The organism is Paraburkholderia hospita (assembly GCF_002902965.1).
Taxonomy (GTDB): Bacteria; Pseudomonadota; Gammaproteobacteria; order Burkholderiales; family Burkholderiaceae; genus Paraburkholderia; species Paraburkholderia hospita.
The window spans coordinates 133,869-146,088 of sequence record NZ_CP026109.1 but is presented as its reverse complement, the minus strand read 5'-3'; the positions used below and the strand labels follow the sequence as shown (position 1 = coordinate 146,088).

Annotated in this window: 10 protein-coding genes; 5 read left to right on the top strand and 5 right to left on the bottom strand. The window is 56.6% G+C overall.

Features of this window, described 5'->3' with window-relative positions; translation table 11 throughout:
- Positions 1 to 465: 465 nt before the first annotated feature.
- The 3 genes from C2L64_RS55550 to C2L64_RS49465 form a co-directional block, all read right to left on the bottom strand.
- Positions 466 to 699, bottom strand: coding sequence for a hypothetical protein (locus C2L64_RS55550; RefSeq protein ID WP_143055762.1), 234 nt, complete (start codon positions 697 to 699; stop codon positions 466 to 468).
- On the bottom strand, positions 700 to 2,004 hold the full coding sequence (locus tag C2L64_RS49470; RefSeq protein WP_244144598.1) for a methyl-accepting chemotaxis protein: 1,305 nt from the start codon (positions 2,002 to 2,004) through the stop codon (positions 700 to 702).
- 177 nt (positions 2,005 to 2,181) lie between these two features.
- Entirely contained in the window at positions 2,182 to 3,147 is a 966-nt protein-coding gene (locus tag C2L64_RS49465; protein WP_090836592.1) for a PDR/VanB family oxidoreductase, read from the bottom strand.
- A 256-nt stretch (positions 3,148 to 3,403) separates the two neighbouring features.
- On the opposite strand from C2L64_RS49465, the gene C2L64_RS49460 reads away from it, so the two are divergent.
- From C2L64_RS49460 to nadC, 5 genes are all read left to right on the top strand, one after another.
- Complete coding sequence (locus C2L64_RS49460; RefSeq protein ID WP_090836590.1) at positions 3,404 to 4,738, top strand: MFS transporter; 1,335 nt, start codon at positions 3,404 to 3,406, stop codon at positions 4,736 to 4,738.
- Between the two features lie 48 nt (positions 4,739 to 4,786).
- Positions 4,787 to 5,779: an ABC transporter substrate-binding protein gene (locus tag C2L64_RS49455; RefSeq protein ID WP_090836588.1), complete on the top strand. Its 993-nt coding sequence runs from the start codon at positions 4,787 to 4,789 to the stop codon at positions 5,777 to 5,779.
- Positions 5,780 to 6,185: 406 nt separating this feature from the next.
- Positions 6,186 to 7,250, top strand: a complete 1,065-nt coding sequence (locus C2L64_RS49445) for a porin (RefSeq protein ID WP_079503741.1) — start codon at positions 6,186 to 6,188, stop codon at positions 7,248 to 7,250.
- Between the two features lie 155 nt (positions 7,251 to 7,405).
- Complete coding sequence (locus tag C2L64_RS49440) at positions 7,406 to 7,993, top strand: MarR family winged helix-turn-helix transcriptional regulator (RefSeq protein ID WP_090836586.1); 588 nt, start codon at positions 7,406 to 7,408, stop codon at positions 7,991 to 7,993.
- 128 nt (positions 7,994 to 8,121) lie between these two features.
- Entirely contained in the window at positions 8,122 to 8,964 is an 843-nt protein-coding gene (gene nadC / locus C2L64_RS49435) for a carboxylating nicotinate-nucleotide diphosphorylase (RefSeq protein WP_090836584.1), read from the top strand.
- 599 nt (positions 8,965 to 9,563) lie between these two features.
- Here the strand turns inward: nadC and C2L64_RS49425 are convergent.
- Together C2L64_RS49425 and C2L64_RS49420 are read right to left on the bottom strand one after the other, a co-directional pair.
- Positions 9,564 to 10,796: a Gfo/Idh/MocA family protein gene (locus C2L64_RS49425; RefSeq protein ID WP_079503744.1), complete on the bottom strand. Its 1,233-nt coding sequence runs from the start codon at positions 10,794 to 10,796 to the stop codon at positions 9,564 to 9,566.
- A 15-nt stretch (positions 10,797 to 10,811) separates the two neighbouring features.
- Positions 10,812 to 12,128 carry a Rieske 2Fe-2S domain-containing protein gene (locus tag C2L64_RS49420; RefSeq protein WP_079503745.1) on the bottom strand — a complete coding sequence of 439 codons (1,317 nt, stop codon included), beginning with the start codon at positions 12,126 to 12,128 and terminating at the stop codon, positions 10,812 to 10,814.
- Between the last annotated feature and the right edge of the window lie 92 nt (positions 12,129 to 12,220).

Genomic DNA, 12,220 nt, shown 5'->3' with positions numbered 1-12,220 from the left:
CCGAGAGGCGACGCGGCGAGAATTCCCCGTTCAAAACCCCAACCCTGACCTGCACCATGCGGTGCGCCCTTCGTCAGTCCGGCGCATCTGTCGTTTCGTCGCCATACGGTAGCTGACAACGTGGTTCACCGCAGACTCGGCGATGCTGCTGCTGTTCGGCAGGCCCTTGCGATGCCGGGCGCCGTAGAAGTCCAAGGCGACGCAGCGTTCCCCATTGGGCAGCAGCGACGATTGCCTCGTTGAGACGGGAGCCGGTGGAGACCGAGAGTACCGCCGCCAAGTGGTTGGTCTGGCATGGCATGGGCAGCAAGGGGGCAACGGGTCAAAGCACTTGACGGGTCGGTTGCTGAGAGGGAAGTGCACGAATGCAGCACGCAGTGGTGGAACCTGGACACCGTCTCCTGGTACCGACGAACGACGCGCACACGCGGGCTAACTTGCCGCCTTTTGACGTGATGGCCGGCGTCATGAAAGTCTGAAGATTGATGTGCTCGCCAACAGTTTTCGCGCCTGATCCCGTACTGACTGCGCAGCGGCAGCTGACTGCTCAACAAGGGCAGCATTTTGTTGGGTGACCTCGTCCATCTGCGAAAGTGCGCGGGATATCTGCTCAATGCCGACACTTTGTTCCTCGGATGCCAAGGCAATTTCCTTTAGCAAGACGTCTACCTGTTGAACTATATAGAAAATCTGGCTCATTCACTCCCCGGCGTCATCGGCGAGTCTTGCCCCCTCTTGAACGTGGGCATCCGATCGTCCAATCAGCGACTCAATATCTCGCGAGGCGGCGGACGATCGCTGTGCGAGTGCACGAACCTCGGAAGCGACCACGGCGAAACCGCGACCATGCTCCTTTGCGCGCGCCGCTTCGACCGCCGCGTTCAACGCCAGGATATTAGTCTGGAAGGAGACGCTCTTTATCATTCCGAGAATGTGATTGACCTGGGTCGAGCTTTTCGTGATGTGCCCCATCGTGTTTGTGACCGCACTGACTGCATCATTGCCGCGACGAGCTGTCGAAAACGCTTCTTCGGCACGTTTTGAAGCCGCCTTCGCACTCTCCGAATTATCGGTGACAGCCTTCCTGAATTCGGCCATGCTGCTCGCGGTCTGCTTGAGCGCAGCGGCCTGTTCCTCGGTCCGCTGGGACAAGTCAGCGTTTCCGGTGGCGACCTCCTCCATCGCCAGCGTGATGGTTTCGGCGCCTCGTTGTATCTCGGCAACTGCTCCGCGCAACCGTACCTGCATCTCGATAATCTGCGCTACCAGACTGTCCTTGTCGTCTGGACGAGTATCGATCTGAACGGACAGATCGCCGCCCGCTGTAGCGCGCACCACTGCTTTCGCGTACTCAGGCGAACCACCCAGAGTTCGAACGAGGAATCGGTTGGTCAGAAAGACAATGCATGAGAGAAGCACACTCACCGCCAATACGAAACTGAACACCAGATAGATTGATCTGGCAAATGCCGCATCGATGTCATCCAGGTACGCACCCGTAACGAAGATCCAGTCCCACGGAAGATAAGGCTTCACAAAGCTGCGCTTCCTGATCTGCTCCACTCCTCCCGGACGGTGGGTGTAATAGTCAAGGAGACCATCGCCACCGCTCTTCGCGATCGAGACCATTTCACGATAGACAAACTTCCCCTTCTCGTCCTGATAGTCCCCCAGAAATCTGCCTTCGGTTTCTGGCTTCGAGGGATTCATGATCGAATGCATCCCCGAGTCGATGACAACGATGTACCCGTCCTCGCCAAAGCGTACGGTGCGAAGCACCGTCAATGCCTCAAGCTTTGCGTCTGTAGGGTTCATCTTTCCCGTCTCGACCAACTTTGCATAGCGCAACACGATACTTCTGGCTATTTCACCGGCTTCCCGGAGTCCGCGCTCCCGCTCGGCGAGACCGCTCATGCGGTTCTGTACCACGCCGAACGTCGCGACGGCGAGAAGACACAGAAGTAAAAAGCCGAGGGGGATCCAAAGCCGCTGATAGAAGCTCAATCGTCTTATCATTTTGATCTCTGTTTTTTGGAACGCCGAAGATGTTCTATCGGCATCCACCGGCCGATTTGTATATTAGAGATCAAATATTTTCTGCTTCTTACCGATCAGGTAAAACGAAATGTCCGAAAGAGCTACCTACCATGCGCCAGCAGGGGCCATTCCGACAGGTCAGGGTCACAGATCGAGGACAAGTTCACCGGATATCGCGCGAGAAACGCAAACCATGATCTGCCCACTCTTTTCCTCTTCCTCAAGCACCATGTCCCGATGGTCAGCCGTTCCACTACACAGTTGCGTTCGACACGAGCCGCAGGTTCCACTTTCGCAAGAGCTCGGAACGCGAATGCCGGCGTCGCGAAGCACCTCGAGAATGCTCCTGTCGGCGGGAATCTCAAAGGTGACACCGGACGTGGCCAACCTGACGGTAAACGACCTGTTTTCCCTCAGCACCGATCCGTCAACACCGAAACTCTCAAAGTGGATGCTGCCGGTCGGCCAATGACCCGTCATATCCTTGACCGCGTCCATCAGAGCGCGCGGGCCACAGCAATAGATATGTGCTTTCGTTGGACGTTCAAAGACCGACCAGAAATCAAATGATTTCGATACGTCGCCGTAGTCATGGTGAACTTTTACATGCGAATGCCACTCCTCGCCCTGAAGTTCTTCAAGGAATGCTGTCGCTTCTGGATCGCGTGCAACATATATCAGCCTGAACCTGCGCAATCCTTCTGTCCGCAGTTCATGCATCATCGAAAGCATTGGCGTTATGCCGATGCCGCCCGCAATCAGGATGAACTCCTGGGCCCGATCGTCCAGCGGAAAGTCATTTTTTGGGACCGATACGTTAATGAGGTCCCCCTCCCTCGTGTCGTCGATCATGCTGATCGAGCCACCGCGACCATTCGCGTCACGCTTCACCGCAATCACATAGCGGTTGCGCTCTTCGGGGCTGTTGCACAACGAATAGCGGCGGCGTGAGCCGTTGGGCACTTGCACGGTCAGATTCGACCCTGCCCGGAACTCAGGCAGTTCTGCGCCGCGTGGGTCATACAACTCAAAACGCCAGATGTCGCGCGCTACCTGCTTCTTGCCAGCAATCTTGAGGCTTGAAAAAAAGTCGTCCTGCACGGGGCACATACGGTTCTCCACAAAATTTGCAGCGTATTTCGACGCTACGACCTATGCTATCATTAGATCTCTAATTATAAAACCGCCAGTCATGAAATGTACTGGCATCGTGGTCGGTAGAAACCCCCGGTTGCCAAGAAATCGAAGCTTCCGTAGCCTTTATCATTAGATGTCTAATTATTTAGGGTGAGCGTACCGAACTGAACGCCCATGGGATAGATGTAGTGCAGTGCAACACTGCACGTCGAGAAAACCGGAGACGTACATGACAGATTCAGCGCTGAAATACGGACAGCAGTCCGAACGCGCGATGGCTGATGCAGCGGAAGTCGAAATGACCTATCGGAAGGTCACCTTTAGACTGATGACCTTCCTTTTCGTGTGTTGGGTGCTTAACTATCTGGACCGGGTCAATGTGAGCTTTGCCCAGTTGCAACTGAAACAGGACCTGGGTCTCAGCGATGCAGCCTACGGCCTGGGAGTGAGTCTCTTCTTCATCGGCTACATCCTGCTTGAAGTCCCCAGCACATTGCTTCTCAAGCGTATCGGTGCCCGCAAGACAGTGACCCGCATCATGCTGCTGTGGGGCGGAATCTCTACTGCGATGGCATTCATGACGGCTCCGTGGCAGTTTTATCTTGCCCGAACCTTGCTTGGAGCTGCAGAAGCCGGATTCTGGCCAGGAATAATCCTCTACCTTACGTATTGGTATCCGTCCCAGCGTCGCGCTCGCATTACCTCACGATTCCTGCTTGCAATTGCCGCCGCAGGAATTATCGGTGGCCCGCTGTCCGGTTTTATCCTGCAGAACTTTGCCGACGTATGGGGCTATCGCAACTGGCAATGGCTGTTCTTTCTCGAAGGCATCCCCGCGGTGATCGCAGGCATCGTCGCTTACTTCTATCTGACGGACAAGCCTGAGGACGCCAAATGGCTGACTGACGGTGAGAAGGAAATCATCGTTGAAGGTCTCGAAGCGGACCAGCGAGCGAAGCCGGCAGATGCACCGAGCCGCCTGCTCGCAGCTCTATGCGATCCCCGCGTCTACGTGCTGGCTGCAGGCTGGGCGACGGTTCCGCTATGCGGGACCATCCTGAACTATTGGACGGCAACGATCATCAAGCAGGCGGGTATCGGCAACGTGTTGCACATCGGCCTGCTCTCGGCCTTGCCGTACATGGTTGGCGCCATCGCCATGCTCGTAATAGCGCGTAGCTCAGATCTGAGGCTCGAGCGCCGCTGGCACTTCGTCGCTTCGACCACCGCTGGCGCCATTGGGGCCGCGACACTCACCTTGCTGACGCATAACTGGCCCGCAGCAATTGTCTGCCTGAGCCTGGTGTCGATCAGCTACTTCGCGGCTGCGGCCATTATCTGGTCCATTCCGCCTACCTATCTCACAGGGGACGCCGCCGCTGGCGGTATCGGCGTGATCAGCAGCCTTGGTCAGGTCGGCGCGTTCTTCGGGCCGATCGTGCTGGGCTGGGTCAAAAGCATAACCGGTAGCTTCGCCGCTGGGTTATTGCTGGTCGCGGTCCTTGTCTTTGCAGGCGGCGTGGCCGTCCTGATAGGCGTTCCGAAACCAGATTCCAGGCCGTGACTTGCGGGAACCCGGCCATACGCAGCATCAATCAGTCCAGGAGTGTAAATGAGCAAACTTCAACTTTCGATCGCAGTTGGAAACTACGACCGCATGCGGCCGCTGGTCGACGGCGACGTGCAGATCGATGGTGTCGATCCCGTCTTCATGTTGCAGGATCCGGAAGAGATATTCTTCCGCGCATTCCGGCACGCAGACTACGATATCTGTGAACTGTCGCTTAGCAGTTACTCGGTAAAAACGGCAGCCGGCGTGTCGCCGTACATTGCAGTGCCCATCTTCCCTTCGCGCGCGTTTCGCCATACGTCGATCTACGTTCGGACGGATCGCGGCATTGACAGTCCCGAGGATCTGAAAGGCAAGCTGATAGGTGTTCCCGAGTATCAATTGACCGCTAACGTCTGGGTCCGGCTCATCCTCGAAGAGGAATACGGCGTCAAGCCGTCCGACGTCACTTGGGTTCGTGGTGGCTATGAGGATGCGACTCGTGTCGAGAAAATCAATCTCAAGCTGCCCGCTGACGTCCGTCTCGAAAGCGCTCCGGAAGGTCAAACAATCTCTGGATTACTGGAGGCGGGTGAAATCGATGCCGTCATCGGCCCACGCGCTCCCTCCTGTTTTGACCGGGGCCACCCTCAAGTCAAATATCTCTTCGACGATCCCCACCAAAGCGCATCTGAATGGTATCGCCGCACCGCGATTTTCCCGATCATGCACACCCTCGGTATCCGCAAGGAACTGGCTGATCGGCACCCCTGGTTGCCCGGCGCAGTGACTAAGGCCTTTGAAAAATCCAAGGCAATAGCACTCGCTCGCCTCAGCGACACGTCGGCCACCAAGATCACCCTACCATTCGTTGAAGACCATCTGCGCGCGGCCCGCAAGCTAATGGGCACAGATTTCTGGTCATATGGCTTTGGCGAGAACGAACGTGTCATCGGTCGATTTCTCGCACAACACTTCAAGGAGGGCCTATCGAGCCGGCTGCTGGAACCCACGGAACTGTTCCACCCGGCAAGCCTGGAGAGTTTCAAGATCTGAGGGGTCTTCCCGAACTCGACGCTCGACAAGATTACGACGAGAAAACTTAGCGCCGAACTGGTGAACACGTGGATAAAAGACCGGCACACGGGTTGTCTTTGTCACGCATGACATCATTGAGGCGCACTATCTCGCCAACCGAATTGCAGTCTTTACGCCCAGGCGGACACGAGGCGCTGCGGTCATCGAGGTCAATCCCCCCGATCGTGTGTATGGCAGCCCGGAAATGCATGATGTCGAATCGGAAGTGCTGGCCGTATTCCACCGAACCATGAAGGAATTCATGGACGCAAACGTTGCCTGACCCGTACTGCCTGCAGTTAGTTCACGAGCTCGTTTTCTATTCTCAGCGTATCAACAAAAAATCGTTTACTTATATATGTACTCCTAATTAAATGAGGAGAAAATGAGACGTATTGTTTCGACTTCAATGGCGGGAGGGATTGTCGCCTTTGCCAGTCTCAGCGCGCAGGCCCAGAGTTCGGTTACGCTATATGGTATTACCGATATCGGAATCGAGTATGCAAACCACATCCCTAGCGGCAAAACAGCCTCGTCGGCCGTACGGGAACAGTCTGGCAACCTTGCTGGTTCACGTTGGGGTTTGAAAGGTGCCGAGGATCTTGGAGGTGGCTATAAGGCTGTATTCGTTCTCGAAGGTGGCTTCAACCTGAACAACGGTACGCTAGGTCAGGGCGGGCGTATTTTCGGTCGGAAGGCGTTCGTCGGGGTATCAACACCTTACGGCACCGTCACATTGGGACGTCAACAAAATCTGCTGTACGAGTTGATGTACAAGTATGATGCATTGACGTTCAATCCGAGCTACTCGGCACAGAGTATGGACAGTCAGTTCGTGAACCGGGCTGACAACTCGATCCGGTATGGTCTCAGCGCGGCGGGCGTGACGTTCGCGATGCTCTACAGCAGCGGGTATGACTCGACCATCCCGAACGGAGCACAGGTACCTGGTGCGACCAAGGTCGGGCGGGAGATGAGCGCCGCCGTGCTATACGATCGCGGCCCGTTCAGCATTGGCGTCACGTACGATCAATTGCAGGGTACATCTATCGCGACGCAAAGCAATACGCAAAGCCGCGCGCTTTTCGGCGCGTCGTACGATTTTGGCATTGTGAAAGCGCTCGCTGGCGTACGATGGCTCAACACGCGTAACACCAGTACGCCGCCCAGCTCGATGCTGTATTGGGGCGGACTGACCTACCGCGTCAGCGCGCCTTTGTTCATCTCTGCCAGCGTGTACCACACACAATTCCGCAATCCACATGGTGGACCGACGATGGGGGTCTTGCTCGTCGATTACTTCCTCTCGAAGCGCACGGAACTGTATGCGGAAGGCGCCTATGTGAACAACCGCTCCTTTTCGAACGTCGGCATTCGTGGTACGGGTGTCGACGTCGCGACGGGAGCCGATCAGACGGGCATAACCGTGGGGATCCGGCACAGCTTCTAACTGGTTGCCCATATTGAGGAAGGCGTGAACTGCGACAGGCGGGCTTTTCGAAGCTCGCCTTTCTTACCTCGGTCAATAGCGCGTGCCTTTCCAGCGTTGGTGCTCGAGAACGCGCTATGATTGTAAGCAGTCTAACCTTCCGACACGGCGTTTCCATGGCATCCCAACGGACTTCCGATAAAACGGCTCCCACCACCGACCCGATCCTTCGTCACTGGCGCGAGGCCGTTCCTCACGACCGGCTCGCCCACCTTGTCAAGGACGCGGCACGCGCAATGGTTCGAGGCCTCCACATGCGACTCGCGCAATATGAAGTTTCGTTTGGCCATTGGGCGTTTCTGCGAATCTTATGGGAAAAAGATGGCCTGACCCAGAAAGAGCTGAGTGACGAAGCGGGTGTGATGACCCCAACGACTTTCACAGCCGTAACGGCGATGGAAAAACTCGGCTATGTCGAGCGGCGGCAGTCGCCTGATAACCGGAAGAACACCTACGTCTATCTGACCCCGAAGGGAAAAAACCTGAAAAAGAAGCTCGTTCCCCTTGCTGAGGAAGTGAACGAGGTTAGCGTCAGAGGGCTGAAAGAAACAGAAATCAAGGTTGCGCGAAAGGTCTTGCTGACCATTATCGAAAACATGGCGAAAGATGAGGCGGAGTCCAATGATCCCGCGCGGCGTATCCCGTCCACCCGGGAACTCGGTAATCTGATCGCCACGCGTGGCGAAGAGTACGAAGGCAGCTAAAGCAACGCCTCCCGAGCAAAGATTTGACGTATAATTATATCTCTAATTATATTCCTGTATCGAGACTCGCGATACCGTCATCGCGGCGCGATCCCGTCGATCTATTTCTCGCCATCATCACCACACCTATGGACAACCTGACCCGCGCAGCGGTCGTACGCAACGTGCACGAGGCCCTTGCCGAAGACATTGGTAGCATCGACTGGACCTCCGAGCTGGTGAATCCGTCAACGACTGTCCGGGCAGTACTTACCGTTCGTGAGGCCGCGGTGCTATGCGGCCGTCCGTGGTTCGACGAAACACTTGCTCACGTTGACGTCAATCTCCATGCGCAGTGGCATTTCGAAGAAGGCAGCGTCATGAATCCTGGCGACGCAGTTTGCGAAATCCGTGGCCCTGCGAGGAGCCTGCTTGCGGCCGAGCGAACAGCGCTCAACTTCCTTCAGATGCTATCGTCCGTGGCCACGGCGACCCGTGCCTTCGTGCGACTGGTTGAAGGAACGAAGGCACGCGTACTTGATACGCGCAAGACACTCCCTGGCCTTCGACTTGCACAGAAGTATGCGGTTCAGATCGGCGGTGGTTCGAACCATCGGTTGGGTCTGTTTGACGGGATCCTCATCAAGGAGAATCACATCCAGGCCTGCGGGGGAATTGCGATGGCATTGGACGCCGCGAAACATCTGAACGCAGGAGTCCCGGTACAGGTTGAGGTCGAGACTCTGGATGAATTGACCACTGCACTCGCCGCAGGAGCACAATCCATTTTGCTCGATAACTTCGACCTGTCACAGATGCGCGACGCCGCAACGATCAATGCGGAACGCGCGGAACTCGAAGTATCTGGAGGCGTGTCAGAGTCGACAATTAGATCAATTGCGGAAACCGGCGTCGACAGAATCTCAATCGGGAGCCTGACAAAAAACGTCCGCGCCGTCGATTTTTCTCTACGCTTTGTAGGCCAGTGTTAGGCAGAGGGCTGCGCTCTGCTGACCTGGACCAGCGAGAAAAGGGCTAACGGGCACAGCCCTTTCCACCCATAATTACAAGTCCGATAGCTCGATATCGCGTCCTTATCGACTCGACTCCAGCATGGCGCGGCATGTTTCAGCGTGTCTCTGGCCCATTTGCCACCGTGCTTGAAGACTGCGGCATTCAGTTCATCCGCATACCATCACAATGCAGAACCTGAGCACGCCCGCGATCTTGAATTCACCGCAGATGTGAATAGTGCGTTCCCGCATCTGCCAACAAAGCGACAGTCGGTCTTTGCTGGCCATCGATGTCAGCCCCATCGCACATCAGTCCAAAAGCTCTTCAATGCAATCGGCAAGCTCAAGCAAGATGTCCGTCATTTCAACGGTGGGAGCGCTCGGATGATGGTTCCTCAAGTTGCGTAACACGTCACCGAGTGCCCTGATTGTCGCCGGCTCGCTATTGCACAGGGGCCAAACTTTCAAGAGATACGCGAGCGGCTTTACGCTTCTGGTGTCGCACCAGGTGTCGAATAACCGCATGCACAGCGCGTCGATATGCTCAATCGAATTTTCACGCTCGGACAAATAGGGAATCATCGCGAGCTACGGGAGTGTTTTGAAAGAGCCACAAGGTCGCCACAGTGTTCGCAAGCAGCCAGCTCGATGTCGCGTCCTTGCCGGCTGGACTCCAGCATGGCGACGCATATTTTCAGCGTGTCTTTGGCCCATTCGCCGTCGTGGATCGGCCTGATGTGCTCGACCACTGAAGCGTACAGTTCGTCGATCACTTCGGCTCGCGGCACGCTTGGCGCATCAATGTTCCGCTTTTCGATGTGCTGATCACCATAAATGACGACGCCGTCCGGCAAAGGACGCAGATCACCTTTTTCACAGGAAACGACTAACGGGCCGAAGTGCTGATGCTGGCGCGGTTGCCCTCCCTGATTCGTTGGCGGTTGATATGACGCCCCACCGTACGTACCCGCGGCCTTGAGGTTCGCTTCCTCGTCTAGCGAGACGAGCGTGGCGAGCCGCCGCCGAGCGCTACCATAGCTATCGGGACGCTTCGGATCCCCCATTTCGCCGATCCAGCCTGTCCATTCGTCTGAGTCAAAGTGACCGTAACCGTTGTAGGAAAGCGAAGCGAAAGCACCCGTTTCGAACCACAGGATCGCACTGTATGCCCCTTCTGTAGGTCGCGTTGGATCCCAGCTGCCTACCGTGGCCCGGATCCGAGTCGCACGTTGCCCCGCGAGTAGACGAACAATATCTACCTGGTGAGCGGCCTGGCTGAATACAGCGCCGCCGCCTTCAGCCGTCGACAGTTCTTCGGGGCGACGAGGGCGGTACAGATAGTCAGTGAAATTTAGCGCATGGATCATCCTGACCGAACCGAATTCGCCACCCTGGATGAGCTTGCGCGTTTCAAGGTAGGGTGTATCGAAGCTGTGGCAGTGACCGACGATAAGCGTGACCCCTGCATCGCGGCACGCGGAGATCATCCTGTCACATTCCTCGACGCTGAGCGCCATCGGCTTTTCAACGAGAACGTGCTTCCCATGCGCGGCCGCTACTTCCGTGTGGCTCGCATGAAACTGATGCGGGCTGGCAATATAGATCACTTCGACGTTGACATCGATCGCGAGATCAGACACATCTCCGTACGTGGGCGCGTCGAAGTCCTTCTCGAACTGGCGCCTCGCTTCCGGTCGGGGATCGCAGGCAGCGACCAGTTCGACCCGCGGATCGCCCAGGAACGTCGGCAACATCAGCGAAAATGCGCGTCCCAATCCCGCTACGCCAATACGAAGGCGACGTTGTTCCATACTGCCCCCTGGCTCTTACTGTTTAACCTGGTAGTTTGCCTCGAGCTCGGGCTGCTCAAGATCGCCCCAGACGTATCTGGCCTCGTAAGCGCGCCAGTCAGTCTCCTTCGTAATCACCGCCTGGTAGGAGCAGACGCTCTGCGGGATCGCCTGTTCAGCGGTGCCAATAGGCGTTGCACCGGCTTCAAACTCCGTCAACGCCTCAAGCATCCGCTTGCGGAATTCGACGATGGCAAGATCGCTTGCGCCGAGTCGCTCATCTGACCGGTTGGCGATGCCCCCCATCGTCACCCACATTGCGATGTCCTGGTTTGGGAATCCCGTGATGCCCGTGAAGTTACCAGCAGCCATCGCGGTGCGGTCTTGCCAGAACCGGTTCTCGTGATTGCGCAGCGGGCGATAACGCTCGTCGAGATCGATGCCCACCTGCTGACAAAGGAACTTGCGCCAGGTCTCGGTTTCCGGGGTGGTCTTCGGGTCGCCCCACGCGATGAAATAGAAGGCGGTATTCTCGTCGTCCATCGGCACGTTGATGTTGGCAACGTTATAAAGATTGTTGGGCGGGATCAGGACCGTTGCGGGCGCGACAAAAACAGTTGAGCGAATGTAGTCGTGCGTATTCGCATTGAAAATCGGCCGACGGATTGCCGCGTACCGAAAACCGTATCCGGTGCGCTCCACCTGAAGACGCGGCGCCTTGTCGGTCGAGGGTCGCAGCCAGTTCTTCTCAGTCGCTTCGGCGCCTCCCACGCGGGCCGGCACAAAGTCTGAAGAATGAAGGCTGGAACTGTGCGCCGAATCGATTGCGCCCTCAAGAATCTGCGCCCAGTTGCAGGGCAACAGCGCCTTCGCAATACTGACGCGCGTTTCAGCTGTCGGCGCCCAGGGCGGTGGCGTGAATTCGGGAATGGCGTCCTGCGGACCCATGTAGGCCCAGACCATTCCGCCCCACTCCCTGGTCTGATACGCCTTGTGCTTCGTCTTTTGCGCCATGGTACTTGCGGCAGGTTCCGAGACCATCTCGATCACGTTGCCCTGCACATCCATCTTCCAGCCGTGATACAGGCAGCGCAGGCCGCAGTCCTCGTTGCGACCGTAGACCAGTGAGACGCGTCGATGTGGGCAGTATTCATCCATCACACCAACCCGGCCCTCGGTGTCGCGAAAGACAACCAGATCCTCTCCGAAAACCTTCGCTTGTACTGGCGCGCCATCCGGCTCGCTGACTTCTTCGATCAAACACACCGGCGTCCAATGGCGCCGCATTAATTTACCCATCGGCGCATCGCCTTCCACCCGGCAAAGCAGATCATTCTCTTCAATCGTCAGCATCACATGTCTCCCGGCAGCGTCTGCCGCCACGTTCGTTCAGTACTGACATTATATTAGATCTCTAATTATATGGAAGAATTTTTTCTGTTTGC